This is a genomic window from Pseudomonas campi (genome assembly GCF_013200955.2).
GTDB classification, from domain to species: Bacteria; Pseudomonadota; Gammaproteobacteria; order Pseudomonadales; family Pseudomonadaceae; genus Aquipseudomonas; species Aquipseudomonas campi.
This window is the reverse complement of sequence record NZ_CP053697.2, coordinates 727,576-752,089: the sequence shown is the minus strand read 5'-3', so window position 1 is coordinate 752,089 and position 24,514 is coordinate 727,576. Positions and strand designations below refer to the sequence as shown.

Annotated in this window: 26 protein-coding genes and 1 riboswitch; of the genes, 17 read left to right on the top strand and 9 right to left on the bottom strand. The window is 66.1% G+C overall.

Annotated elements, in window-relative coordinates:
- The first annotated feature begins 110 nt into the window (after positions 1-110).
- From HNE05_RS03380 to HNE05_RS03355, 6 genes are all read left to right on the top strand, one after another.
- Positions 111-527, top strand: a complete 417-nt coding sequence (locus HNE05_RS03380) for a polyribonucleotide nucleotidyltransferase (protein ID WP_173203337.1) — start codon at positions 111-113, stop codon at positions 525-527.
- Positions 527-1,033: a DinB family protein gene (locus HNE05_RS03375; protein ID WP_173203335.1), complete on the top strand. Its 507-nt coding sequence runs from the start codon at positions 527-529 to the stop codon at positions 1,031-1,033. The genes HNE05_RS03380 and HNE05_RS03375 overlap by 1 nt, the downstream gene beginning before the upstream one ends.
- Positions 1,030-1,914, top strand: a complete 885-nt coding sequence (locus HNE05_RS03370; protein WP_173203333.1) for a cation diffusion facilitator family transporter — start codon at positions 1,030-1,032, stop codon at positions 1,912-1,914. The genes HNE05_RS03375 and HNE05_RS03370 overlap by 4 nt, the downstream gene beginning before the upstream one ends.
- Positions 1,915-2,169: 255 nt before the next feature.
- On the top strand, positions 2,170-2,595 hold the full coding sequence (locus HNE05_RS03365; RefSeq protein WP_173203331.1) for an MAPEG family protein: 426 nt from the start codon (positions 2,170-2,172) through the stop codon (positions 2,593-2,595).
- A 336-nt stretch (positions 2,596-2,931) separates the two neighbouring features.
- Positions 2,932-3,411: an Lrp/AsnC family transcriptional regulator gene (locus tag HNE05_RS03360; protein WP_173203329.1), complete on the top strand. Its 480-nt coding sequence runs from the start codon at positions 2,932-2,934 to the stop codon at positions 3,409-3,411.
- A 302-nt stretch (positions 3,412-3,713) separates the two neighbouring features.
- A complete protein-coding gene (locus HNE05_RS03355; protein ID WP_173203327.1) occupies positions 3,714-3,932 on the top strand; it encodes a DUF2788 domain-containing protein in 219 nt (72 codons plus the stop codon).
- A gap of 120 nt (positions 3,933-4,052) precedes the next feature.
- On the opposite strand, the gene HNE05_RS03350 is transcribed toward HNE05_RS03355, so the two are convergent.
- Positions 4,053-4,388, bottom strand: coding sequence for a DUF3703 domain-containing protein (locus tag HNE05_RS03350; RefSeq protein WP_173203325.1), 336 nt, complete (start codon positions 4,386-4,388; stop codon positions 4,053-4,055).
- On the bottom strand, positions 4,381-5,004 hold the full coding sequence (locus HNE05_RS03345; RefSeq protein ID WP_173203323.1) for a cation efflux transmembrane domain-containing protein: 624 nt from the start codon (positions 5,002-5,004) through the stop codon (positions 4,381-4,383). Before HNE05_RS03345 ends, HNE05_RS03350 begins: the two co-directional genes overlap by 8 nt.
- 75 nt (positions 5,005-5,079) lie before the next feature.
- Between HNE05_RS03345 and HNE05_RS03340 the strand changes: the two genes are divergently transcribed.
- Together HNE05_RS03340 and HNE05_RS03335 are read left to right on the top strand one after the other, a co-directional pair.
- Positions 5,080-5,490: a MerR family DNA-binding protein gene (locus HNE05_RS03340; RefSeq protein ID WP_173203321.1), complete on the top strand. Its 411-nt coding sequence runs from the start codon at positions 5,080-5,082 to the stop codon at positions 5,488-5,490.
- Between the two features lie 351 nt (positions 5,491-5,841).
- Positions 5,842-7,062: an MFS transporter gene (locus HNE05_RS03335; RefSeq protein ID WP_173203319.1), complete on the top strand. Its 1,221-nt coding sequence runs from the start codon at positions 5,842-5,844 to the stop codon at positions 7,060-7,062.
- A 123-nt stretch (positions 7,063-7,185) separates the two neighbouring features.
- On the opposite strand, the gene HNE05_RS03330 is transcribed toward HNE05_RS03335, so the two are convergent.
- Positions 7,186-7,740 (bottom strand): DJ-1 family glyoxalase III, encoded by a 555-nt coding sequence (locus HNE05_RS03330; protein WP_173203317.1) that lies wholly within the window; start codon positions 7,738-7,740, stop codon positions 7,186-7,188.
- 196 nt (positions 7,741-7,936) lie between these two features.
- Between HNE05_RS03330 and HNE05_RS03325 the strand changes: the two genes are divergently transcribed.
- Both HNE05_RS03325 and trmA read left to right on the top strand, forming a co-directional pair.
- Positions 7,937-9,235: an NCS2 family permease gene (locus HNE05_RS03325; protein WP_173203315.1), complete on the top strand. Its 1,299-nt coding sequence runs from the start codon at positions 7,937-7,939 to the stop codon at positions 9,233-9,235.
- Positions 9,232-10,317 (top strand): tRNA (uridine(54)-C5)-methyltransferase TrmA, encoded by a 1,086-nt coding sequence (trmA, locus tag HNE05_RS03320; protein WP_173203313.1) that lies wholly within the window; start codon positions 9,232-9,234, stop codon positions 10,315-10,317. Before HNE05_RS03325 ends, trmA begins: the two co-directional genes overlap by 4 nt.
- A 42-nt stretch (positions 10,318-10,359) precedes the next feature.
- On the opposite strand, the gene HNE05_RS03315 is transcribed toward trmA, so the two are convergent.
- Entirely contained in the window at positions 10,360-10,746 is a 387-nt protein-coding gene (locus HNE05_RS03315; protein ID WP_173203311.1) for a DUF4345 family protein, read from the bottom strand.
- Positions 10,747-11,013: 267 nt separating this feature from the next.
- Here HNE05_RS03315 and HNE05_RS03310 point away from each other — a divergent pair, with 267 nt between their 5' ends.
- The 3 genes from HNE05_RS03310 to HNE05_RS03300 all read left to right on the top strand — a co-directional run bounded on the left by HNE05_RS03310 (position 11,014) and on the right by HNE05_RS03300 (position 13,313).
- Positions 11,014-11,448, top strand: a complete 435-nt coding sequence (locus tag HNE05_RS03310) for a DUF411 domain-containing protein (RefSeq protein WP_173203309.1) — start codon at positions 11,014-11,016, stop codon at positions 11,446-11,448.
- Positions 11,449-11,559: 111 nt separating this feature from the next.
- Positions 11,560-12,438: a KPN_02809 family neutral zinc metallopeptidase gene (gene ypfJ, locus HNE05_RS03305; RefSeq protein WP_173203307.1), complete on the top strand. Its 879-nt coding sequence runs from the start codon at positions 11,560-11,562 to the stop codon at positions 12,436-12,438.
- Positions 12,439-12,635: 197 nt separating this feature from the next.
- Positions 12,636-13,313 carry a hypothetical protein gene (locus tag HNE05_RS03300; protein ID WP_173203305.1) on the top strand — a complete coding sequence of 226 codons (678 nt, stop codon included), beginning with the start codon at positions 12,636-12,638 and terminating at the stop codon, positions 13,311-13,313.
- Positions 13,314-13,491: 178 nt separating this feature from the next.
- On the opposite strand, the gene HNE05_RS03295 is transcribed toward HNE05_RS03300, so the two are convergent.
- A complete protein-coding gene (locus tag HNE05_RS03295; protein WP_173203303.1) occupies positions 13,492-14,526 on the bottom strand; it encodes an AraC family transcriptional regulator in 1,035 nt (344 codons plus the stop codon).
- 157 nt (positions 14,527-14,683) lie between these two features.
- Between HNE05_RS03295 and HNE05_RS03290 the strand changes: the two genes are divergently transcribed.
- Positions 14,684-16,513 carry a long-chain-acyl-CoA synthetase gene (locus HNE05_RS03290; protein ID WP_173203301.1) on the top strand — a complete coding sequence of 610 codons (1,830 nt, stop codon included), beginning with the start codon at positions 14,684-14,686 and terminating at the stop codon, positions 16,511-16,513.
- A gap of 72 nt (positions 16,514-16,585) precedes the next feature.
- Here HNE05_RS03290 and HNE05_RS03285 read toward each other — a convergent pair whose 3' ends face one another.
- From HNE05_RS03285 to HNE05_RS03275, 3 genes are read right to left on the bottom strand one after another with little or no spacing between them, the layout of a single operon-like run.
- Positions 16,586-17,188: an HAD family hydrolase gene (locus tag HNE05_RS03285; protein ID WP_173203299.1), complete on the bottom strand. Its 603-nt coding sequence runs from the start codon at positions 17,186-17,188 to the stop codon at positions 16,586-16,588.
- 58 nt (positions 17,189-17,246) lie between these two features.
- Positions 17,247-18,116 carry an acyl-CoA thioesterase II gene (gene tesB / locus HNE05_RS03280; RefSeq protein ID WP_173203297.1) on the bottom strand — a complete coding sequence of 290 codons (870 nt, stop codon included), beginning with the start codon at positions 18,114-18,116 and terminating at the stop codon, positions 17,247-17,249.
- A complete protein-coding gene (locus HNE05_RS03275; RefSeq protein ID WP_173203295.1) occupies positions 18,113-19,726 on the bottom strand; it encodes a SagB/ThcOx family dehydrogenase in 1,614 nt (537 codons plus the stop codon). Before HNE05_RS03275 ends, tesB begins: the two co-directional genes overlap by 4 nt.
- A gap of 73 nt (positions 19,727-19,799) precedes the next feature.
- On the opposite strand from HNE05_RS03275, the gene HNE05_RS03270 reads away from it, so the two are divergent.
- The 3 genes from HNE05_RS03270 (at position 19,800) to HNE05_RS03260 (ending at position 22,555) form a co-directional block, all read left to right on the top strand.
- Complete coding sequence (locus HNE05_RS03270) at positions 19,800-20,717, top strand: histone deacetylase family protein (RefSeq protein ID WP_173203293.1); 918 nt, start codon at positions 19,800-19,802, stop codon at positions 20,715-20,717.
- Positions 20,718-20,784: 67 nt separating this feature from the next.
- Positions 20,785-21,243, top strand: coding sequence for a TM2 domain-containing protein (locus tag HNE05_RS03265; RefSeq protein WP_173203291.1), 459 nt, complete (start codon positions 20,785-20,787; stop codon positions 21,241-21,243).
- 61 nt (positions 21,244-21,304) lie between these two features.
- Positions 21,305-22,555 (top strand): TIGR03862 family flavoprotein, encoded by a 1,251-nt coding sequence (locus HNE05_RS03260; protein ID WP_173203289.1) that lies wholly within the window; start codon positions 21,305-21,307, stop codon positions 22,553-22,555.
- 142 nt (positions 22,556-22,697) lie between these two features.
- Here the strand turns inward: HNE05_RS03260 and HNE05_RS03255 are convergent, their stop codons facing one another.
- On the bottom strand, positions 22,698-24,140 hold the full coding sequence (locus HNE05_RS03255; protein WP_173203287.1) for a TolC family outer membrane protein: 1,443 nt from the start codon (positions 24,138-24,140) through the stop codon (positions 22,698-22,700).
- Positions 24,141-24,360: 220 nt separating this feature from the next.
- Positions 24,361-24,467: riboswitch (TPP riboswitch) on the top strand.
- Positions 24,468-24,514 lie beyond the last annotated feature (47 nt).

Below are 24,514 nucleotides of genomic sequence, written 5' to 3'. Positions count from 1 at the left end.
GATTATAGGCTGGCCGGCGGCCGAACCGGGCCGCTCCGGCACGGTCTTAAGTCCATCCACCTGCAAGGGTGGCCTTGGTATAGTGCCGGCTGAATTTTATGGAGGTGCTCATGCACATGCGTTCCCGTGTTATCGGCGGCATCCTGGCTGCCACCCTGCTTACCCAACTAAGCGCCTGCGGCACGCTGTTCTTCCCCGACCGCCGCGGCCAGATCGAAGGCCGTATCGACCCGCTGGTCGCCGGGCTGAACGCCATCGGCATCCTGTTCTATGTGATCCCCGGGCTGATCGCCTTCGGCATCGACTTCGCCACCGGCGCCATCTACCTGCCGGCCGGCCAGTACTCGGTCGCCCCCGAGCAACTGCAGGACGCCATCGGTGCCGACGGCCAGATCGACCCGGCCAAGCTCAAGGCCATCATCCTGCGGGAAACCGGCCAGGAGCTGCCCCTCGACGATCCGCGCCTGATCCAGCACAGTGGCAATATCGAGCAACTGGCCGCCTACGGCCTGCGCACGGAGGCCTGATGAACCGCGTACTCGCCAACCACCTGCAGCGTCTGCTGGCCTACCACGGCTGGGCTTACATGCGCTTGTGCGGACAACTGGCGAGTCTCAGCGAAGAACAGTACCGCGCACCCTGCGGCCTGTTCTTCGGCAGCATCCATGGCACCCTCAACCACCTGGCCGTGGCCGACCGCCTGTGGCTGGCACGGGCGCGCTTCGAGGCGCAGCCGTTCGAGCGCCTGGATGTCGAAGTGCTCAGCGAGCGCACCGCCCTGGAGAACTACCTGGAGATGGGCGTGGCCGGCTGGCGCGACCTGCTCGAAGGGCTGGAGGATGCCGACCTGCTGGCGCCCATCGCCTACCGCAACTTGGCCGGCGAGCAGCACATGCGCCCACTGGCCGAGATCATTCCGCACCTGGTCAACCACGGCACCCATCACCGCGGCCAGATCAGCGCCGCGCTGACGGCCATGGGCCAGGCCGCACCGGTACTCGACTACATCTACGCCCTGCCCGAACTGCCATGAAGATCGAACCGCAGCACGCCCGGCTGCTGCGCCTGGCCAGCGGCGCGGCGCTGGCCACCGCCCTGCTGCTGACAGTGGCCAAGGCCGTGGCCTGGTGGTTGAGCGGCTCGGTCAGTCTGCTGGCCGGGCTCACCGACTCCTTGCTGGACAGCGCCGCCTCGCTGCTCAACCTGATTGCCGTGCACTACGCCCTGCGCCCGGCCGACGACGATCACCGCTATGGCCACGGCAAGGCGGAAGCCCTGGCCGGCCTGGGCCAGGCGCTGTTCATCGGCGCCAGTGCAGTATTGGTTGCCGTACAAGCCGTCGAGCGCCTGCAGCATCCGCAGCCTCTCGGTGCGCCGGCCCTGGGTATCACGGTGATGCTGCTGTCGCTGGCCATGACCGCAGGCCTGCTGCTGTTCCAGAGCCATGTGGTCAAGCTCACCGGCTCCACTGCCATCCGCGCCGACTCGCTGCACTACCGTTCCGACCTGCTGCTCAACGGCAGCATCCTGCTGGCCCTGGTGCTCGCCGCCTTCGGTTGGCAGCAGCTGGATGCACTGTTCGGCCTGGCCATCGCCGTCTACATCCTGTGGAGTGCGCTGAGCATCATGCGCGAGGCGGTGGCCGTGCTGATGGACGAAGAGCTGGGCGTGGAGGTTACCGAGCGCATGCACCTGCTGGCCTGCGCAGTGCCCGGCGTGCTTGGCGCCCACGACCTGCGCACGCGGGTTTCCGGCACTCACTGGTTCGTCCAGCTGCACCTGGAGCTGCCGGGTGAGCTGCCGCTGCTAGAGGCTCATCGTCTGTGCGAGCTGGCTGAGCGGGCGATCCGCAGCGAATTCCCGCGTGCCGAGGTGCTGGTACATCCCGACCCGATCGAAGTCGTGCCGCACTGACGGTTCGACCGCCGGAACCAGGCTCGGCAGCAAAGGCGTCAGGCCGAGCAGCAGAAGGATGCCGATATCGGCCAGGATAAGCGGGGTACGGCGCATGCCAGGGTCTCCGAAGTTACTCCGGGCAGTCTCCCAGAACCCGTGTAAAACCAGGGTAAAGGCCGCGCATCGTTTGCGTAAAATCGACTAGAGCAATTGCTCTAAAAACTCTAAGCTGGTGCAGCTTCACTCCTCCTAAAAACAATATCGAGGTGCTGCATGCCTGCTCCCCTGAACCCTAGCGCGATTGCCCTGCTCGGCCTGGTGGCCTGGTCCCTGTTGCTGGTCTTCCTGCTGGTCAACCAACGCGGCCTGCTGGTATTCAGCGGCCGGATGCGGGTCAACGCCTTCGCCGCGGATGGCAGCAACACGCCCAGCGAGTTCGGCCAACGCCTGGTGCGCGCCCATGCCAACTGCGTGGAAACCCTGCCATTGCTGGCAGCCGTGTTGCTCTACGCCATCGCCAGCGGGCAGACCGCGCTGACCGATCCGCTGGCCTGTGTGTTGCTCGGTGCGCGGCTGTTTCAGTCATGCATGCACCTGATCAGCACCAGCGCGCTGTTCGTCTGGCTGCGCTTCGCCGGCTTCCTGGTGCAACTGCTGATCCTGGCCTGGTGGCTGCTCGGTTTGAGTGACCTGCTCTGACGTCTGGCACAGACAAATCACAGGCAAGAAAAAGGGGAGGCACATGGCCTCCCCTTTTTCATGTCCGGCACAGGCGATGGTGTCGCCGCTTTCCTCGCCCGCCTGGTTGGGCGGTGCGGACCCGGGAGCCTGCGCGATCCGGTAGGACCGCCGGCACCGCGACACCTGATTGGGCGTGGCGGGTGGACTTCAACGTCCGGGCCATGAAACTGTGGGAAAGCTTAACCAAGCCAGAGCGACTAAGGATTGCGAATATTGCTCACGAATAGATTAGTTGCGCAATTTTAAACCACTGATAGATTGATCAGCGCAATCCGAACACATAGAAGCCCAATAATGAACAAGCTCGATCGCTACGACCTGCGCATCCTCGCCGAATTGCAGCGCGACGCGCGCATCTCCAATCAGGAACTGGCCGAACGCATCGGCCTGTCACCTTCGCCCTGTTCACGGCGGGTCAAGCAGCTGGAAGACGACGGCTACATCATCCGCCAGGTGGCCCTGCTCGATCGCAAGAAGCTCGGCCTGAGCCTGACCGCCTTCGTCCTGATCGGCATGGATCGGCACACCCCCGAGCGCTTCGAGCACTTCCAGGCGGTGATCCGCCAGTGCCCGGAAGTGCTGGAGTGCAGCCTGGTCACCGGAATGGACGCCGACTACCAGCTCAAGGTGGTGGTGCCGGACATGGACCACTACCAGAAATTCCTCCTCGGCCAGCTGACCCGCATCGAAGGCGTGACCAGCGTACGCTCCAGCTTCGTGCTCGACTCGGTACTGGCCAGCACCGAGCTGCCGCTCAACCATCTGCGCGAGTGAGCACTTATTCACGATCTTCTGAATTAGAGCCAGGCAAGGCGCTACGCCAGTAACAGCCTCCGGCTGGTCAAAGCGCCGAGGGAGCGGAGTTTACGAGCTGTAAATGAGCATGACTCGTTGCACTCGCCCTTCGGGCCGCGCTAACGCGCGTTAGCCGCAAGCGGCTTGCCGAGGCCATTTTTAACGCCGCATGGCCGACAGCCAGGAGATCGTGGGCCGATCAACGCCTGCTGGCAGGCCACCGGGCCGCGCGTATAATCGCCGGCCGTTGTCTATCCCCTGCTATTGCCGTTGAGGTCACCATGGAAACCGAACAGTTCGAAGCCCTGATGATGTATGTACTGGTGGGCGGGCTGATGGTGTTCATGGCCTTCATCATCTGGGACCTGGCGAAGAAGTCCAAGGCCGGCCGCCTGGGCACCGCGATCCTGTTCCTCGGCCTGGGCCTGTGCCTGTTCGCCTTCCTGGCCAAGCCGATCATCACCTACTTCATCGAAGCCGCACGCGGCATTCACGGCTGACGCCTAGGTAGCCCGGATGCAATCCGGGAATTGCTGAGCGGCCGGGTCCCGGATTACATCCGGGCTACGGGCCGCCGTGCGCACCCGAGCCCGTGCGGTGCCGAGGGTCATCCTCACGCTCTACTCCAGCAACCGGCGCAGTTCCTCCGGCAACGGCATCGGCTGGAATGCACTGACCCGCGCCCTGCCGCTGTTACCCAGCGGCACCCAGATCCGCGAGAACAGCAGCGCAGCAACGATGCGCGGTAGCTGCCCCGCCACCTCGCGCCAGTCATCTGCCTGCCAGCCGGCGCGCAGCATCAGCCAGTGCGACTGCGCATGCCACAGTGGCCTGCGCTGGCTGAGGATATGCGCGCGCTCCAGGCTGACGAAGGCAGCCTGCAGATCGCCCGCCTGCAGGGCGCCACGGGCTTCGGCAAAGGCCTGCAGCATGGCCTCACGCAGTTCGTTACGCATGCTCGGCCGCCTCCGCCAACTCGCCGCGCGCCTGGCGCAGTACCTGGATCGCCGCGGAAATCGCCAGGCTGGCCATGATCACTGCCACCAGCAGATCCGGCCAGGCACTCCCCGTACCGAACACCCCGAGGGCGGCGAGCAGCACGGCCAGGTTGCCCAGGGCATCGTTGCGCGTGCACAGCCAGACGCTGCGCATGTTGCTGTCCCCCTCGCGGTAGGCGTACAGCAGCGCCGCCACCCCGACATTGGCCAGCAGCGCCAGACTACCGACTACGCCCATGGTCGGCGCATTCGGCACCTCGCCCTGCAGCAGTTGCCAAACTGCCGCCGCCAAGACCCCAAGGCCGAACAGCAGCATGCTCAACGCTTTGAACTGCGCGGCGCGGGCGCGCAGCACCACACCGAGGCCGAGCACCCACAGACTGATGGCGTAGTTGCCGGCATCGCCGAGGAAGTCCAGCGAGTCAGCCAGCAGCGACACCGAGCCAGCGCGCAGGCCGGCGCCGATCTCCACGGCGAACATGGTGAAGTTGACCACCAGCGCCAGCCACAGGATCTTGCGGTAGCGCCGCGAGCGGCTGGCTTCTTGTTCGTGATTGCAGCAATGAGCACCCATTTGGCATCTCCTTGGTCCAGGTGCAGACTAGGCTAAAGCCTGTAGCGACTACAGGGTCAAGCAGCGGAGTCAAGCATGAGTAAACCCCTTACCATCGGCGTGCTCAGCCGCGAGAGCGGCGTCAATCTGGAGACCATCCGCTTCTACGAGCGCTCCGGCCTCCTCCCGGCACCACAGCGCAGCGCCGCCGGCTATCGCCACTATCAGGCGATGGACGTGCGCCGCCTGCGCTTTATCCGCCGCGGCCGCGAACTGGGCTTCAGCCTGGAGGAAATCCGCAGCCTGCTGGATCTCGCCGCCCATCCCGAAAGCCCCTGCGCCAGTGCCGACCAGATGGTGCGCGAACACCTGGACACCATCGAGGCGCGCATCCGCGACCTGCAGAACATGCAGGCCGAGTTGAACAAGATCGCCGGTTGCCAGAGCGGACATGCCGAACACTGCCGCCTGCTGGAAGCCCTGGACAGCCGCGACTGCTGCGCCTGAGCGACCTCGTAGGGCGGGGGCAACCCGCGCGCTCGCCACGCGGGTTTCACCCGCCCTACCTGCTGTTATTCCGCACAAGCTTTTGTAGGAGCCAGCTTGCTGGCGATCAGCTGGACGCTGTCTGCGCATCGCCAGCAAGCTGGCTCCTACAGGATCAGGCCGGGTGGATAACGCTCTGCTTATCCACCCTTTCATCGCCCCCGCAGGAGGCCTGCAGCGCTCAACCCAGCCGACAAACTGCAGACGCCAACCCCGCGCTTGGCGAACACTGCGTTCGCCAATGGCAACGGTGGCGGCGGTCAGCCATGCTAGGCTGGCAAACCTCGTTAGCCGCCTAAGCATCCACCTGTCATGTCCGAACTCCTGCTGCGCCGGCACAAGCCGTTCATGGCCTTCTGGCTGGCCCGCGTATTTACCGCCAGTGGCTTCCAGATGCTCACCGTGGCCATCGGCTGGCACCTCTACCAGCTGACCGGCAGCGTGCTCGACCTGGGCCTGGTCGGCCTCGCCGAATTCCTCCCGCGCCTGCTGTTCATGCTGCATGCCGGGCATGTCGCCGACCGCTTCGAGCGGCGTAAGATCGCCGCCGCCTGCCAGGCCGTGCAGGCCTTGGTGGCCGTGGCGCTGTTGCTGGGCAGCGGCACCGACAGCATCAGTCGCGAGCTGATCTTCGCCCTGGCCTTCCTGCTCGGCCTGGCGCGCACCTTCGAGATGCCGGCGACCCAGGCGTTGCTGCCCAATGTGGTGCCGGTCGAGCTGTTCCCGCGGGCCGTGGCCGCCTCGGCCTCGGCCATGCAGGCGGCGACCATCATCGCTCCGGCCCTCGGCGGCCTGCTCTACGCCTTCGGCGCGCAGTGGGTGTATGGCCCCACCGTGCTGCTCTATGTGCTGGCTTGCAGCCTGATGCTCGGCCTCAGCGCCACCGGCCAGGTACTGCGCAAGGAGCCGGCTACTCTGGACAGCCTGCTGGCCGGCATCCGCTTCATCCGCAGCAAGCCGGATGTGCTCGGCTCGATCTCTCTCGATCTGTTCGCCGTGCTGCTCGGCGGCGCCACCGCCCTGCTGCCGGTGTTCGCCAAGGACATCCTGCTCACCGGGCCCTGGGGTCTCGGCCTGCTGCGCTCGGCCCCGGCGGTCGGCGCGCTGCTGATGTCGCTGTGGCTGGCGCGCTTCCCGATCGAACGGCGTACCGGGCCGATCATGTTCAGCTCGGTAGCGGTGTTCGGCGTGGCGACCATCGCCTTCGGCATGTCCACCTCGTTCTGGTTCAGCATGGCGGTACTGGTGGTGCTGGGCGCGGCGGACATGATCAGCATGGTCATTCGCGGCGCCCTGGTGCAGCTGGACACCCCGGACGCCATGCGCGGCCGGGTCAGTGCGGTGAATGGCTTATTCATCGGCGCCTCGAACCAGCTCGGCGAGTTCGAGTCCGGCGTCACCGCGCATTGGTTCGGTACAGTGCCGGCGGTGCTGCTCGGCGGGGTCGGCACCCTGCTGGTGACGGGCACCTGGATCAAATTGTTCCCAACCCTGGCGCGGCGCGATCACCTGCACCAGACGCCGCCAGCCTGAGATACGGCTAACGAGCCAAGCAACAGCAGCGCCGTCAGAGGTGGAAATTGCTTCGCAGTTTTCCACCCTACCCGGAGCGGAAACTTTGTAGGGTGGATAACGCTCTGCTTATCCACCACTCGTTCAAGGCACCAGCATCGCCTCGGCCACCGCCTTGCGCGCAGCTTTACCAGCAAGCTGCTCGACCAGGGTCAGGGCGAACTCCAGCGCCGTGCCTGGGCCCTGGCTGGTGATGCAGTTGCCGTCGACCACTACCGGTTGGTCGACGAAGGTGCAGCCCGACAGGCGGTCACTGAACGCCGGGTAGCAGGTCATCCGCCGTTGTTTGAGCACGCCGTAGCCCTGTAAAGCCAGGGCCGGAGCGGCGCAGATGGCGGCGAACAGCTTGCCGGCCTTGGCCTGGGCCTGGACCTTCTCGGCCAGCGGCAGGTGGTCGGCCAGGTGCTGGGCGCCGGGCATGCCACCGGGCAGGGCGATCAGGTCGAAGTCCTGCGCCAGCACGTCGATCAGCATGGCGTCGGCGGTCATCCGCGAGCCACGGGCGCAGGTGAACATGCGCCGGTTCTCGATGCTCGCCACCACCACTTCGACCTCCGCGCGGCGCAGCACGTCGATCAGGGTCACGGTTTCAATGTCTTCCACACCGTCGGCGACGGCGATCAGGGCGCGGGTTGTCATGGCTGTTCTCCTTGGCGGACGGCAACCGATGCTGTCCGTCCGGTCATAAATTCACCGCTCGGGGGTGAGCTGGTATAGTGCGCGGCTTTTCCGGATCTGGCCCGAAATCTGCTGTCGATTGACCCCGACCAGCGGCCTTTGTGCTTTGCTTTCGCGCAGTCCGCACCTTACTCACGCAGCGTTCATGGGAGCCAACATGCTGGAAAAGCTGTTCCAACTCAAGGCACACAACACCACGGTGCGAACCGAGATCCTGGCGGGTCTGACCACCTTCCTGACCATGGCCTACATCCTCTTCGTCAACCCGGAAATCCTCGGCAAGACGGGCATGGATACCGGCGCCGTATTCGTCGCCACCTGCCTGGCCGCGGCCATCGGCTCGGCGGCGATGGGCCTGATCGCCAACTACCCGATCGCCCTGGCTCCCGGCATGGGCCTCAACGCCTTCTTCACCTATACAGTAGTCCTGCAGATGGGCTACAGCTGGCAGGTAGCGCTGGGCGCGGTATTTATTTCCGCCACGCTGTTCTTCCTGCTGTCGATCTTCCGCATCCGCGAGTGGATCGTGAACAGCATCCCGCTGCCGCTACGCTCGGCCATCGCCGCCGGCATCGGCCTGTTCCTCGCGCTGATCGCGCTGAAGGAAGCCGGCCTGGTGATTGCCAATCCGGGCACCCTGGTCGGCCTCGGTGACCTGCACGCCCCCGGCCCGCTGTTGGCGATCTTCGGCTTCTTCCTGATCGTTGCCCTGGAAGCCCGTCGGGTGACCGGCGCGGTGATGATCGGCATCCTGGTCGTCACCGCCATCGCCGTCGCCCTGGGTGTAAGCAAGTTCGGCGGCATCGTCTCGATGCCCCCGTCGATCATGCCCACCCTCATGCAGCTCGACATCATGGGCGCGCTGGACGTGGGCATGATCAGCGTGATTTTCGCCTTCCTGTTCGTCGACCTGTTCGACAACACCGGCACCCTGATCGGCGTGGCCAAGCGCGCCGGACTGATGAGCAAGGACGGCCACCTGCCGAAGATGGGCCGCGCCCTGATCGCCGACAGCACCGCCGCCATGGGTGGCTCGCTGCTGGGCACCAGCACCACCACCAGCTACATCGAGTCCGCCTCTGGCGTCGCCGCCGGCGGGCGCACCGGCCTGACCGCTTGCGTGGTCGCCGTGCTGTTTCTGCTGGCCCTGTTCTTCGCCCCGCTGGCCGGCACCGTACCGCCGTTTGCCACGGCCCCGGCCCTGCTCTTCATTGCGGTACTGATGACCTCCGGCCTGGCCGAAATCGACTGGGACGACATCACCGTCGCCGCCCCCGTGGTGATCACCGCCCTGGCCATGCCGCTGACCTTCTCCATCGCCAACGGCATCGCCTTCGGCTTCATCAGCTGGGTGGTGATCAAGGCCCTGGCCGGGCGCTTCAAGGAGCTCAACCCGGCCCTGGTGATCCTCGCCGCCATCTTCGTCATCAAATTCGGATTTACCGCCAGCGCATGAGCCAGAATCGAGACCAGGCAGCCTACGCCGCCCAACTGCACGACAAGGTCACCCGCCTGCGCGAGCTGCTGGCGCCCTTCGCCGCCCCCGAGCCGCAAGTGTTTACCTCGCCAGGTGAGCATTACCGCCTGCGCGCCGAGTTCCGCCTGTGGCGCGAACAGGAGGAGCGTCACTACGCGATGTTCGCCGCTGGCGACAACCGTACGCCGATCCTGATCGACGATTTCCCCATCGCCAGCCAGCGCATCAATCAACTGATGCCCCAGCTAAAAAGCGCCTGGCGGAGTAGCTCTGTTCTTGCTTTCAAACTGTTCCAGGTCGAGTTCCTCACCACCCTGGCCGGCGATGCGCTGATCACCCTGTGCTACCACCGCCCACTGGATGCCGCCTGGCAGGCCGAGGCCGAACAGCTGGCGACCAGCCTTGGCGTCAGCCTGGTCGGCCGCTCGCGTGGCCAGCGCCTGGTGATCGGTCGCGATTACGTGCAGGAAGAAATGACCGTAGCCGGGCGCACCTTCCGCTACCGCCAGCCGGAAGGCGCCTTCACCCAGCCCAACGGCCTGGTCTGCCAGCAAATGCTGGGCTGGGCCTTTGATGCGCTCGGCGAGCGCGAGGATGACCTACTCGAGCTGTACTGCGGCAACGGCAACTTCACCCTGCCGCTGTCCACCCGGGTACGCAAGGTGCTGGCCACCGAGATCAGCAAGAGCTCGGTGAATGCCGCCCTGGCCAACCTGGCCGACAATGGTATAGACAACATCGAGCTGGTGCGCCTGTCCGCCGAGGAGCTGACCCAGGCCCTCAACGAGGTACGGCCGTTCCGCCGCCTGGCCGGCATCGACCTGAAGTCCTACGACTTCGGCGCCGTGTTCGTCGACCCGCCGCGCGCAGGCATGGACCCGGACACCTGCGAGCTGACCCGGCGCTTCGACACCATCCTGTACATCTCCTGCAACCCGGAGACCCTGGCCGCCAACATCGCCCAGCTCAGCGACAGCCATCGCATCGAACGCTGCGCCCTGTTCGACCAGTTCCCCTGGACCCACCACATGGAAAGCGGCGTGCTGCTGGTGCGCCGCTGAGTCGGCAGGTTGGGTTGAGCGCCGCGAAGCCCAACCTATCGACTAGTTCCGCCCCAACCCGCGAAGACACCAGAACGCCAATCCGGCCGAAACCACCTCGAACAGCATGGCGTAGAGGTTGAAGGTTTGCTGCGCGCCGCCGTCCAGCCACAGGCCGGCCATACGCGTCAGCGCCAGGGCGGCGTAGAGCAGCACCAGCAGGCTCAGCGCCGGGCGCAGCAGGTCGAGACGGGCCAGCGCCAGCAGCAGGTAGGCCGCCAGGCCCAGCTGCAGGCCGCCGTAATAGGCACGCACATCGGTGATCGCCGCCGGCGCCATCAGCAGCATGCCGCTGAGGTTGGCCAGCTCGTGCGGCTTGACCAGGTAGGCCAGACCGAAGCCGGCGAGGATCAGGGCCTGTACGGCCAGGAAGATACGGGCGGACAGCATGGTCGAACTCCCTCAAACCTGTTTACGATCTCCTGGCCGTCGGCCATACCGCGTTAAAAGCAGCCTCGGAATGCTCATTTACAGCAGTAAACTCCGCGTCCTCGGCTGCTTTTGCCTTGTCTGGCTCTAGTCCAATAAATCGTAAACAGGTTGTTAAATGAATGGCAGCGAGCATAGGCGCTGTGTTCGCAGACTGAAACAGTCTGGCGCTGGGACTGCGTGCAGACCGGCGTTATCCTGCCGCAACCACCTTCTGGAGACTTCGCCATGCGCCGCCTGCTGCTCGCCACCGCCCTGTTCGCCGCCGCCACCAGCCAGGCCGCGGAAACCATCAGCATGGATGTCCACCGCGACGCCAACTGCGGCTGCTGCAAGGCATGGATCAGCCACCTCGAAGCCAACGACATCCAGGTCAACGACCATGTCGAGAGCGACATGAGCGCGGTCAAGAGCCGCCTCGGCGTGCCACCGCGCCTGGCCTCGTGCCACACCGGGGTGATCGACGGCAAGTTCGTCGAAGGCCACGTGCCGGCCAGCGACATCCTCAAGCTGCGCCAGCGCCCCGACCTGCTTGGCGCCGCCGTACCGGGCATGCCGCATGGCTCGCCCGGCATGGAAACCGGCGTGGTGCACGCCTATCAGGTGATCGGCCTGCAGAAAGACGGCAAGGAACAAGTGCTGACCGACTACCCCGCTCCATAACCCACCCGCTCCGCTTCTGCGCTGCGCTCATGGTCCGCTAGACCAGCGGACTGGCGCAGCACGCCTGCGCCAGCGACACTGTTACGCCTCGGCGGACTGAAGGAGTGGACCATGCGCTGGCAGAAGGCACGACGCAGCGACAACGTAGTGGATGCCCGTGGTGGCGGTGGCGGCGGCATGCGCTTCGGCGGCGGCAAGGGCCTCAGCCTCGGCGGTATCGCCATCGTCGTGGTGATCGGCCTGCTGATGGGCCAGGACCCGCTGACCATCCTCGGCAATATCGCCGGCCAGGCCGTGCAGCCTGGCGGGGTGACCACCCAGAGCCAGCCGGCTCCGGCGGCCAATGACCCGCAGAGCGAATTCGTCCGCGCCGTGCTCGGCGACACCGAAGACACCTGGCGCGCCATCTTCCAGGCCGGCGGCAAGCAATATCAGGATCCCAAGCTGGTGCTGTTCAGCGGCGGCGTGCGCTCGGCCTGCGGCTTCGCCGATGCCGCGGTCGGGCCCTTCTACTGCCCCGGCGATCAGCAGGTCTACCTCGACCTGAGCTTCTTCCGCGAACTGGAAACCCGTTTCGCCGCCGCCGGCGACTTCGCCCAGGCTTACGTGATCGCCCACGAGGTCGGCCACCATGTGCAGACCCTGCTCGGCGTCTCGGCCAAGGTCCACGCGGCACGCCAGCGTGGCGAACGGGTGGAAGGCGACAATGGCCTGCTGGTGCGTCAGGAACTGCAGGCCGACTGCCTGGCCGGCGTCTGGGCCTACCATGCCCAGCGCCGCCTGGACTGGTTGGAACCGGGCGATCTGGAAGAGGCGCTGAACGCCGCCAACGCCATCGGCGACGACCGCCTGCAGAAGCAGGCACGCGGCCAGGTGATGCCCGACTCCTTCACCCATGGCACTTCGGCCCAGCGCGAGCGCTGGTTCAAGGCCGGCTTCGAACGGGGCGAAGTGGGCCGCTGCGATACCTTCAAGGCGGCACGCCTGTAACGCGTTGCAGGGTGCGCATGCGCCCACTTGAACCAGAGCGGCTGGGTCTGTGCAGGGGGCTGGCAACTGGCTAGTTTGCGGCACCGTACACTCGTCTTTTGCGCAAAGGGAAATCCTGCCGAAGACGTTCCCAATAAGCCATTTATACGAACAGCGCACGCGGCGCTGCCTAGTTCCAGCGTTACACGGAGGTAACCATGCGACTGCGCAAGATGCTTACAGGTCTGGCCCTATTTTTGACGGTTCTGTTGTTGGCGAGTGAAGCCGTAATGCACGAAGCATTTCGGAAACCTGTTGACGCTCCAATTGCAATGACACCAAACGCAGAAGCTACAGCCGACTTCTGGATTCTGCTTCCTGGCGCTTACCAACTGGATCTCGTTTTCAATGCTGCACAACCTCATGCACGGCAAAAGTTGAAGTCGGTACTTGGCCAGCATGGATGCTGGAACAGCAAATCCAACTCTCCCTGCGGCGAGTACCTCCCTTACTCGATCAAGTGGGAAGTCCGCTCCGAAAGTGAAGTCATCACTTCTGGGGTTGGTACAGAACTCACTCGTGGTGGGCACCTCAGAATTGATAGTCGGGGTACGGGGTTAGGGGCCGTGGCACTTCCTGCCGGACGCCTAACTCTGCACGCTGTTGCTGAGAGCCCGTTACCTCAGCTGTCGAACCTCAGCCCACGCCTTGTCCTGTCTGGCGGTACAGGTGGAGCGAAGACTTTCCAATCACCCTTCGTGACTTACGTCTGGACGTTCTGGGCGCTCGGAAGGCTCGCATTGTGGTACGCCGCTGGGCTCCTCTGGCTGGCAGTAGCTTTGGTGTGGTTTCGCACCGAAAAACGTAGGCAACGTGACATTGAAGTCAGCGCATAGCCCCTCGCACCGACTAACGTCGGCACTGACGGGTCAGCCCCGGCAGAGTTCAAACGTTAACCCACCGTATATTGAAAGAATCTCGATAGGGCGTGAGCGCAGGGTCGCAGAGCCTGTTTGCGATCTTGCGTAGGGTGCGCGCCTCAGAAGGCTCTGCGCTGCCCTGATGCGCAAGCCCCTACTCAATCATCGACGCCGCGCCGGCCTGCTGCTGGTAGGCCTTGGGCGACTGACCGAACCAGCCCTTGAACGCCTTGTAGAAAGCACTCGGCTCACTGAAGCCCAACTCGCGGCTGAGCGCCTCGACCCGGCAACCCGGTTGCGCCAGGCGCTGCAGTGCCTGCTGGCGGCGCACCTGGGCCAGCAACTCGGAGAAGCAGCAGTCTTCCTCACGCAGGTGGCGGTGCAGGGTCTGCCGGCTGATCTGCAGACGCTCGGCCAGCGCCGCCACCGAAAACTCGCCACTGACCAGCCCCTGCTCGATCAGGCGCAGCACCTGCTGACGCAAGCTGCTGTGTGCCGGCAACTGCGCCTGCATGCTGCTTACCCGCTGTTGCAACAGGCCCTTGAGGTAAGCGTTGTCGCCGACCATGGGCAGTTGCATGTCAGCCTCGGCCATCTCGATGTAGTCCTGCGCCTCGCCGAAGCGCACCGCGCAGCCGAACACCTGACGGTAGTTGGCCGGCCCGGCCAGGGCCGCATGACGCAGGCCCACCGCCAACGGCAACAGGCGCACCCCGCTCATCTGCCGCGCCCAGCACAGGGCCGAGCTCAGGCTGTACTCGCAGACGGGCGGCAGGCCCGCCAATGGCGCACTGAACAGGAACACGATGCGCACGCGCCCGGCCTGCCGTTCCACCCGCAGGCTCTCGCATTCGCTCATCACCGGGCTATGCCGGCAGAACAGCTCCAGCGCCTCGCCGAGGGTGGCGCTCAGCGCCGCCAGATTGGCCACCGGGCCGCGCGTCTGCAGGCCACGGCGCTGGCCGAGCAACAGGCCCAGATCGGCCGGTGCGCCACGCCGCAGGGCCAATTGCCAGAGCCGCACCAGCCAAGCCACCGGGATGCGCGTTTCCAGGTCCAGCGCCGGCTCGGGCGCCAGGCCCAGCGTCAGCAGGTCATCCGGCCCCACCAGCTGCAGACTGCGCAGGGCCTGGTAGAGGTCGAGCAACAATGACGCCGACGCGCTGGGAGCCGTGGTCACCTGCAACATGGGGAAGCCCTTTCACCTGCCGAGAGAGGGTCGATTGTGCGGCGCACTTGAGACAAATTGCCAGTTCCTTGTGACCCCAGGCTATCAACAGACCCGCCGCCGCTGGGTAGATTGGCCGGACAACAATATCGAGTGCCTAGCACCGCCGGAGTCCGCCATGAGTCATGCCGACCTGATTACCCTGCCACGCCTGCTGCAACGTCTACCGCGCCTGCTGCTCGACCTGCCCGGCATCGCCAAGGGCCTGCATATCGCCAGCCGCAGTCGCGGCCAACGTCCGGTCGGTCTGGGCCTGTGCGTCGAGCAGGCGGCGCGCGCCAACCCCGACGGTGCGGCGCTGATCCAGGGTGACGAACAACTCAGCTATGCCGAGTTCAACCAGTGGGCCAACCGCCTCGCCCACTACCTGCAGGCCCGTGGCCTGGGCAAGGGCGACAGCGTGGTGCTGATGCTGGAGAACCGCCTGGAGCTGCTGGCCTGCGTCACCGCCTGCGCCAAGCTCGGCGTGGTAAGCGCACTGATCAACAGCAGCCAGCGCGGTCAGGTGCTGGCGCACAGCATCAACCTGGTGCAACCGAAACTGGCACTGGTCGGCGAGGAACTGCTGGCGGCTTTCCAGGAAGTCGAAGCGCAGTTGCAGCTGGCCCAGGACGCGCGCCTGTATTTCGCCGACCAGCCGACCTGGCGCGACCCCGGCATGGCGCCCACAGGCTGGCAGCACCCGGCCGCCGAGCTGCACGCCTACCCGACGAGCAATCCGCAGCTAGCCGAGCCGGTACGCGCCGCCGACCCCTGCTTCTACATCTACACCTCCGGCACCACCGGCCTGCCGAAAGCCGTGGTGTTCAACCACGGGCGCTTCATGAAGGGCTACGGCGTGTTCGGTTTCGCCGCCGTGCGCCTGGGCAACACCGACCGCCTGTACTGCAGCCTGCCGTTCTACCACGCCACCGCCATGGTGGTGTGCTGGGGCTCGGTGCTGGCTGGCCAGGCGGCGCTGATCATGGTGCGCAAGTTCAGCGCCAGCCGTTTCTGGGAGGACGTGCAGCGCCACCAGGCGACCGCCTTCGGTTATGTCGGCGAGTTGTGCCGCTACCTGCTGGACCAGCCGCCGCGTGCCAACGACGGCGCCAACCCGATCCGTGTGATGGTTGGCAACGGCCTGCGCCCGAGCATCTGGCAGGCATTCAAACAGCGCTTCGCGGTCGAGCGGGTGATGGAGCTGTATGCCTCCAGCGAAGGCAATATCGGTTTCACCAATCTGCTCAACTTCGACAATACCGTGGGCTTCTCGCCCTACCCCTACGCCATCGTCCAGTACGACCAGGAGTCCGAGGCGCCGCGCCGCGATGCCGACGGCCGGCTGCAACGAGTGGGCAAAGGCGAAGCCGGGTTGCTGCTCGGGCAGATCACCGCGAATACTCCGTTCGATGGCTACACCGATATGAAGAAGACCGAGACCTGCATCCTGCGCGACGTGTTCGAGCCCGGCGATGCCTGGTTCAACACCGGCGACCTGATGCGCGACATCGGCTTCAAGCACGCCCAGTTCGTCGACCGCCTCGGCGACACCTTCCGCTGGAAAGGCGAGAACGTCTCCACCTCGCAGGTCGAGGCGATCCTCGATGGCATCGAGCAGATCAGCGAGACGGCCGTGTATGGCGTGGAAATCCCCGGCACCAACGGCCGCGCCGGCATGGCCTGCATGCGCCTGGATTGCCCGCCGGCGCAGTTCGACTTCCATGCCCTGCTCAACGAGCTGCGCCGCGAGCTGCCGGTCTACGCCGTGCCGCTGTTCCTGCGCCTGAGCGCGCAACTGGAGACCACCGGCACCTTCAAGCACAAGAAGGCGCCGCTGAAGGAGCAGGCCTATGACCTCGAACGCTGCAGCGATCCGCTGTATGCCTGGCTGCCCGGCAGCGACCGCTACGTGCCACTGACCCGCGAACTGCAGGCGGCCATCGCTGCCGGTGCCTATCGCTACTGAGGCCTATCGCTACTGACGCCTAGGACGGGTGAACCCCGCGCCGGCCAGCGCGGGTTGCACCCGCCCTACGCGTTAGCCCTGAACCTGGGCGAGCAGGGCGTGGCAATCCACGGCGAAGTGATCGGCCAGTTCCGGCCAGGGATTCTCCGCCAGGTTGACCAGCACGCCGCAAGCTCCAGCGGCGCGGGCGCAGTCGAGGTCGAAGCGGTAGTCACCGACCATCACCAGTTGCTGCGGCGCCACTTGCCATTGCCCAGCCAGCTGCAGCAGGCCGCCGGGATGCGGCTTGGGCGGCGCCTCGTCACGGCCGACCACATCGCGACTGACAAAGCAGTCGCCGAGGCCGATCGCCTGCAGGGTCAGCAGCGCCAGTTCGTGGGCGTTGCGGGTGAGGATGCCGAGGCGGCAGTCGCGCTGCTGCAGTTCGCGCACCAGCTCCACGGCTCCCGGCGCCGGCTGCGCGGCCAGGGCCAGCTCGCGTTCGTGCTCGAGCAACCAGGCATGCTTGGCCGCCGCTTCGTCCGCCGGCAGCGCGGCCAGGTGATGGAGGATGTCGTCGCAGGCGGGGATCGCCAGGGCGCGCTTGATCGCCTCGAAGTCATGCACGGCGATGGTCAGGGTGCCGTCCATGTCGAACACCCAGTGCCGGCTACTGCGTAGTCGAACGACGCTCATGGTCGTAGGGCGGGTGAAACCCGCGTCCGCAAAGCGCGGGTTTCACCCGCCCTACCTGTCACTTCCAATCCTCGCGCAGGCGGGTCAGCCCCTCCTGGCAGGACGACGCCACCAACTGGCCGCTGCGATTGAAGATGCTGGCGCGGGCAAAGCCGCGGGCGTTGCCGGCCCAGGGGCTGTCCATGGCGTACAGCAGCCAGTCGTCCATGCGCAGATCGCCGTGGAACCACAGCGCATGGTCGAGGCTGGCGACCTGCATGAACTTCTGGAACACCGAGACGCCGTGCGGCTGCATCGAGGTGGTCAGCAGGTTGAAGTCACTGGCGTAGGCCAGCAGGAACTTGTGCAGCTGCGGCTCGGCCGGCAGCGTACCGGCGGCGCGGAACCAGACATATTTGACCGGCTCGCACGGCTCGGGCGCGAAGGGGTTGATGCGCGTCACCGGGCGGATCTCGATCGGCTTGTCGCTGGTCATGCGCTCGCGCATGCGCTCCGGGATCAGCTGTGCGACCTGGCGCGCCAGCTCGGTTTCCGAGGGCAGGTTTTCCGGGCCGGGCACGTCGGGCATCGGCAGCTGGTGGCTGAAGCCCTGCTCGTCGAACTGGAAAGAAGCGGCGCAGGAGAAGATCGGCTGGCCCTTCTGAATCGCCGTGACCCGCCGGGTGCTGAAGCTGCCACCGTCGCGGATGCGCTCGACCTGGTACACCACCGGCAGGCTGGCGTCGCCGGGACGTAGGAAGTAGCCGTGCAGGGAATGCACGTGGCGCGCTTCCTCCACCGTCTGGCTGGCCGCCGACACGCACTGGCCGAGCACCTGGCCGCCGAACAGCTGGCGGAAGCCAAGGTCCTGGCTCAGGCCGCGGAACAGGTTTTCCTCGATTTGCTCCAGGCTTAGCAGGGCCACCAGATCTTCCAGCACTTGACTCATGATTCCCCTCCCTCGGGGCGGCGCAATACGGGGTAGGCCGGCTGCGAGGAGAGACGCTCATCCCACACCGCGCGGCCAATGGTGAAATGGTAAAGACTTTGCCAGCGGCTGTCGGCCAGTTCGAGCAATTCATGCACCTGATCGTCGAAGAAACAGCCGATTCCGGTGCCGGACAGGCCCGCCGCCTCGGCTTCCAGATAGAGCAGCTGGCCGATCTGCCCGCACTCCCAGTACAGCCGTGGATAGTGCCAGGCGCCCTCGCCCAGGGCCTGGTCGAAGCGCGCCAGCATGGCCAGGGCTACACAGCCATCGCTGGCGATGTCCTGGCCGCAGGAGAGGAAGCCGGCCAGGCCACGGGCATCGCCAGTCAACAGGCGGTACAGCGGCAGCTCGGCATGCGCAGGCTGCCAGGCGAAATCCGCACGCAGCCCCTCTGGCTGAGCTTGCCCGTCGCCGCGCGACAGCCAGTACAGGCCGGGCTCCAGGCCTTGAACACGGTGGACGAACAGCAGCAAATCGACCTGTGCCGGCGTACCGAGCACGGCGAAGGGCACCGGCGAATGGCCCGGCAGCAGACGCCGCAGCCAGGCGAACAGCAGCTCGGCGTGAATGCCGCTACGCCCGTCGAAAGACTGGGCGCTGCGCCGCCGGTGCAGGATCGGCCGCAACGGCAGGCCGGGGTTGTCCGTGGCCAGCAGACCTGTCGGCGCCGTCCACTCAGCCGGCGACAATCCTGGCGCGCGGCACACGGCCTGCACCCGCGCCAGCTCCGGCCAATCGCGGTAGTGGCGCGACAGGCGATTGGGCTGCCCGGCCTGCTCCAGCGCGGCCAGGCCATTGAGCAGACTGCTCGGCAGCTTGAACTCACCCGACTGCGGCGGACCGATCCACAGCAGGCAGTCGGCGTGCTCGGCTTCGTGGAAGCCCTCGCGATCAAGGCCGAGCAGGCCGTCCAGGCGAGCCTCCGCCACCCCGCGCAGCAGGCGCACCTGCCAGCCGTGGAGGCTGGCGGCAATACTCAAGCAGGCCAGCGCGTGGCCGAGGTCGTGCTGGCAGTAACGGTAAGCGCGCTCGCCGTACTTCCACGCCTCGCGCCAGGGAATGCTGGCCAGGCCCAGCAGGAGGCCGCCAACCGGCAGCGCTTCACGCAGTTGCTCGCCCAGCGCCGCCGGCAGCTCGGCGCGCAGCTCCAGAGCATGCTGATCGGGCGCGTAATGGGCCAGCACGCCGGCCTCGTCCACCACACCGGGCGGCAGCAGCAGGTAGGCCTCGGTCGGGTGCAGGTTGCCCGACGACGGATTGACCCGCAGCGCCCAGCGATTGCCGCCAGCCTCCTTCCAGGCCGACAGCGCCAGGCTGTCGTACAGCAGTTGCGCCAGGCTGGCGCGGTTCAGCTCGGCCGGCGCGCCGAGCGGCTCTGCAAACACCGCGTCGTAGCCCGGCGACTCCTCCTGCGGGCGCTGCCACAACTCGATCAGCCGCGCCCCGGTGTATCGGCGGAACGGCGCCGGCTGGGTCGCCCAGTCGAGCTGGCCGGGCCCCGGCGCATAACCATCCGGGCGATGCTTGCTGAGCTGGTGGTAGGCGCGTACGGCCTGTTCGGCATCCATCGGGCGACGGCTCCTTGAGCCAGTGACAAGGCCCACAGCATACTGCCTGCCGCGTGATCACGAGAGCCGTCCGATGTACCTGCCGCTGGTCTACCACGACGACTACAGCCCGCCCTTCCCGGCCGGCCATCGCTTCCCGATGGAGAAGTTTCGCCTGCTGCGCGATCACCTGGTGGACAGCGGCCTGACGACCGACAGCGAACTGCAGCGCCCGCAGATCTGCCCGCCCGAGGTGCTGGCCCTGGCCCACTGCCCGGCCTATATCGAGCGTTTTCTCGCCGGCGAGCTGACCGCGCAGGAGCAGCGCCGCCTCGGCCTGCCCTGGAGTGAAGCCCTGGCCCGGCGCACCGTGCGTGCGGTGGGCGGCTCGCTGCTGGCCGCCGAGCTGGCGCTGCAGCACGGTATCGCCTGCCACCTGGCCGGCGGCACTCACCATGCCCACTTCGACCATGCCTCCGGTTTCTGCATTTTCAACGACCTGGCGGTGGTGGCCCTGCATCTGCTGGAAAGCGGTCAGGCCGGGCGCGTACTGATCTTCGACTGCGACGTGCACCAGGGCGACGGCAGCGCGCGCATCCTGGAAAACGTGCCCGACGCCATCACCGTGTCGCTGCACTGCGAGAAGAACTTCCCGGCACGCAAGGCCAACAGCGACTGGGACATCGGCCTGCCGATCGGCATGGGTGACGCCGCCTATCTCAAGGTGGTCAACGACAGCCTCGGCTACCTGCTGGCCCTCTACCAGCCGGATATCGTGCTGTACGACGCTGGCGTCGACGTACACCGCGATGACGCCCTTGGCTATCTGCAACTGACCGACGCCGGCATCGCCGCCCGCGATGAAGCGGTGCTGCGCCATTGCCTGGAGCGCGAGATTCCGGTGGTCGGCCTGATCGGTGGCGGCTACGACAAAGACCGCGCGGCCCTGGCGCGCCGCCACGGCATCCTCCACCACAGCGCGGCGCGGGTGCTGCAGGCCCTGCGGGCCTGACCCCCGCGGCTAGCCGCCGCAGGGCCGGCATTGCTAGGATCGCCGCCTCACCGACAGGATGTTACCCATGCCAGCCCAGCCCGCCACCGCCCAACACGTTTACTGCCGCTACTGCGGCACGGCCATCGGCCGGCTGGACAATCACTGCCCCGCCTGCAACGCCGGGCAAAACCTCAAGCCGCGCAACCAGATAGTCGCCGGCCTGCTCGCCCTGTTTCTCGGTGGCCTGGGCATGCACCGTTTCTACCTGGGCCAATGGTGGGGCCTGTTCTACCTGCTGCTGTGCTGGAGCGGCATTCCCATGCTGGTTGCCCTGGTGGAGGCGATCAGCTTCCTGGCGACCGACAAGCAAGACTGGAAAGAGCGCTACGGCCATACCGATGGCAGCAGCTGGTTGATCGCCATCGTCAGCGTCGGCCTGCTGCTCATCGCCGTCGCGCTGCTCCTGGCCATCATGATCGTGGCCCTCAGCGATCCCGCCGCGCCCATCGAGTTCAGCGAGCTGCTGCTGGAGCGGCCGGACTGACGCAGGCGGCTACCGATTGCTGATGTAGAATCGCCACCTCTATCGCCGCTCGTCACTCGCCATGCCTGCAGTTTCGCCTCCGCAATCGCCCACAGTCGCCATCATCGGTGGCGGCCCCGCCGGGCTGATGGCCGCCGAAGTGCTGGCCAATGCCGGCGTGCGCGTCGAGCTGTACGACGCCATGCCCTCGCTGGGGCGCAAGTTTCTCCTGGCCGGGGTCGGCGGGATGAACATCACCCACTCAGAACCGAAAGCGGCGTTCCTCGGCCGCTACCGCGAGCGCCGCGAGGAAGTCGCCGGCTTGCTCGCCGACTTCGATGCCGACAGCCTGCGCGCCTGGATCCATGGCCTGGGCATCGACACCTTCGTCGGCACCTCCGGCCGCGTGTTCCCCAGCGACATGAAAGCCGCGCCGCTACTGCGCGCCTGGCTCAAGCGCCTGCGTGAGGCCGGCGTGCGCCTGCACACGCGCAGCCGCTGGCTGGGCTGGAACAGCGATGGCAGCCTGCGCCTGCAGACCAGCGAGGGCGAACAGGCGATCCACGCCGATGCCTGCGTGCTGGCCCTGGGTGGCGGCAGCTGGGCGCGCCTGGGTTCCGATGGCGCCTGGGTGCCCCTGCTGCAACAGCGCGGAGTGAGCAGCGCCCCGCTGCAGCCGGCCAACTGTGGTTTCGAGGTGGCGAGCTGGAGCGCCCTGCTGCGTGACAAGTTCGCCGGCGCCCCGCTGAAGAACGTGACCCTGGCCCTGGCCGACGAGGCGCCGCGGCGTGGCGAATTCATCCTCACCGCAGTCGGCGTGGAGGGCAGCCTGGTCTACGCCCTCTCGGCCGCCATCCGCGAGCAGATCGAACAGACCGGCAGCGCCACCCTGCATCTCGACCTGCAGCCGGATCGCTCGCTGGAGAAGGTCAGCCAGTTGCTGGCCAAGCCGCGCGGTTCGCGCTCCATGGCCAAGCACCTGCACAGCCAGCTGGGACTCGACGGGGTCAAGGCCGCGCTGCTGCGCGAGCTGACCAACGCCGCACAATTCGCCGAACCGGGCCTGCTGGCGGCGGCGATCAAGGCCCTGCCGCTGTGCCTGCTGCGCCCACGCCCCCTGGACGAGGCGATCAGCAGCGCCGGCGGCGTGCCGTTCGAGCAACTGGATGCGAACCTGATGCTGCACCGGCTGCCCGGCGTGTTCTGCGCTGGCGAGATGCTCGACTGGGAAGCGCCGACCGGCGGCTACCTGCTCACCGCCTGCTTCGCCAGCGGCCGTGCGGCCGGGTTGGGCGCATTGGCGTGGCTGCAGGCTCGGGGCCTGCCCCTGTAGGAGCGAGCCCTGCTCGCGAACCGGCGCACCGCAAAGCTTCGCGAGCAGAGCTTGCTCCTACATCAGTTGCGCCCTTACTCCATAGGTTTCTATCGCCCATGAAAAAGCCCGGCATCCGCCGGGCTTTTTGGTTACGCGTCACTCAGTACTCGGGGTTGCCATTGAGCTGAGCTTCGGCGGCCTTGGCCAGGTCCGGCGGCAGGAAGTCCTGGTCCGGGTTGTAGTCCGGCTTGAGGAAGCTGGACAGCGCATCCAGGTCGGACGGTGCCAGGGTGCCGGCGGCCTGTTTCAGGCGCAGGTTGTTGATGATGTAGTCGTAGCGCGCATCGTTGTAGTTACGCACCGAGCTGTACAGCTGACGCTGAGCATCGAGCACGTCGACGATGTTGCGGGTACCGACCTGATAGCCGATTTCGGTGGCTTCCAGGGCGCTCTGGTTGGAGATGATCGACTGCTTGCGCGCCTGTACGGTTTCCACATCGGTGTTCACCGCGCGGTGCAGGTTGCGGGTGTTCTCGACGATCTGCCGGCGCAGGCTTTCGCGCTCCTGCTCGGTCTGGGTCAGGGTCTGATAGGCCTCGCGCACTTGCGAGCTGGTCAGGCCGCCGCTGTAGATCGGGATATTCAGCTGCAGGCCGATGGTGGTCTGCTCGGCATCGCCGTCGTAGACCGACAGCGCGTCGCTGTTGTTGAAACCGAGCGAGTCGTTGTCGCCCTTCTGGTACTGCGCCACGGCGTCGAGGGTCGGCGCATGGCCGGACTTGCGCTGGCGCAGGGTTTCTTCAGCTGCATCCACGGCAAAGTTGCTGGACTGCAGATTGAGGTTCTGCTGGGCGGCGGTATCGACCCAGGCTTTGGCATCGTTCGGCACCGGCACCAGGATCGGCAGGGTGTGCTGGATGCCTTCGATGGCGGCATATTCGTTGTTGGTCAGGGTGACCAGAGCCTGGAAGGCGTCCTGCACATTGCGCTCGGCGATGATGCGGTTGGCGCGGGAAGTGTCGTAACCGGCCTGGGCTTCCAGTACATCGGTCTTGTCCGACAGGCCGACGTCGAAGCGCTCGTTGGCCTGGTCCAGCTGGCGCTTGAACGCCGCTTCTTCGGCCTTGGTCGAAGCCAGGGTGTCCTGGGCGCGCAGCACCGCGAAGTAGGTCTCGGCGCTCTGCAGGATCAGGTTCTGTTCGGTCGCGGACAAGGCCAGGCTGGCCTGCTCGTTGGTGGCCTTGGCCGCCTGGTACTGGAACCAGCGGTCGGCACGGAACAGTGGCTGGCTCAGGCTGGCGCGGTAGGAGGTGCCACTGCGCGAGGAGTCCAGGTCGCCGATGCTGCGATCGACCTGGGTGTCGGTGTTGGTCATGTCGGCGCCGGCGGACAGGTTCGGCAGCAGGCCGGCACGGGCCTGCGGTACCACTTCGCTGATGGCGCCGTAGTTGGCGCGGGCGGCGGCCAGGTCGGCGTTGTTCTTCACCGCCTCGTTGTACACGGTCACCAGACCGGTTTTGCTGCCAGCCGGGGCGTCAGCGGCCCAGGCCATTCCGGATGCGGCGGAAGCTACTGCGAGCGCCAGAGAGAGTCTGCGTAGCATGATCAATCCTAGATACGAGTGAATCGGCCAAGGCTAAGGGGGCGGCCCGCGGTGGTCAAGGCACAGCGAGCCCGACGATAGCCTAGTTTGCAATAAGCTTTGTTGCTGGCTTGCAACAATACTCTACCAGCCGGTTCAGTTTATCTTTTTTTCACCACGATCAATCCATTCTTGCGACCAGCGCATTGGTGTTCTGCCGGCCGCTTGATTAGACTGCCGACTGTTCTTGTCGGGGTGCCCAGAAGCATGGGCTGAGATCGGAAAGTTCCGGATCCCGTTGAACCTGATCAGGTTAAGGCCTGCGTAGGGAACAAGATGTACTCGCCACGGCGAGCCCCTCTCGGCACCGACCCCGGTGCGCCCGCGCTCCCCTT